A 628-nucleotide genomic window follows, 5' to 3' on the forward strand; every position below is an offset into this window, starting at 1 on the left:
TTGTTAGGTGACTGCGTACCTTTTGTATAATGGGTCAGCGACTTATATTTTGTAGCAAGGTTAACCGAATAGGGGAGCCGTAGGGAAACCGAGTCTTAACTGGGCGTCAAGTTGCAAGGTATAGACCCGAAACCCGGTGATCTAGCCATGGGCAGGTTGAAGGTTGGGTAACACTAACTGGAGGACCGAACCGACTAATGTTGAAAAATTAGCGGATGACTTGTGGCTGGGGGTGAAAGGCCAATCAAACCGGGAGATAGCTGGTTCTCCCCGAAAGCTATTTAGGTAGCGCCTCGTGAACTCATCTTCGGGGGTAGAGCACTGTTTCGACTAGGGGGCCATCCCGGCTTACCAACTCGATGCAAACTACGAATACCGAAGAATGTTATCACGGGAGACACACGGCGGGTGCTAACGTCCGTCGTGAAGAGGGAAACAACCCAGACCGCCAGCTAAGGTCCCAAAGTCATGGTTAAGTGGGAAACGATGTGGGAAGGCATAGACAGCCAGGATGTTGGCTTAGAAGCAGCCATCATTTAAAGAAAGCGTAATAGCTCACTGGTCGAGTCGGCCTGCGCGGAAGATGTAACGGGGCTAAACCATGCACCGAAGCTGCGGCAGCGACGCT

1 rRNA gene is annotated in these 628 nt (G+C 51.8%); it reads left to right on the forward strand.

Features of this window, described 5'->3' with window-relative positions:
• Nucleotides 1–628: ribosomal RNA gene (locus tag SBO83_RS21395) — 23S ribosomal RNA — on the forward strand; the annotation flags it as partial.

The sequence above is a fragment of the Ewingella allii genome, from assembly GCF_044430645.1.
GTDB classification, from domain to species: domain Bacteria; phylum Pseudomonadota; class Gammaproteobacteria; order Enterobacterales; family Enterobacteriaceae; genus Ewingella; species Ewingella allii.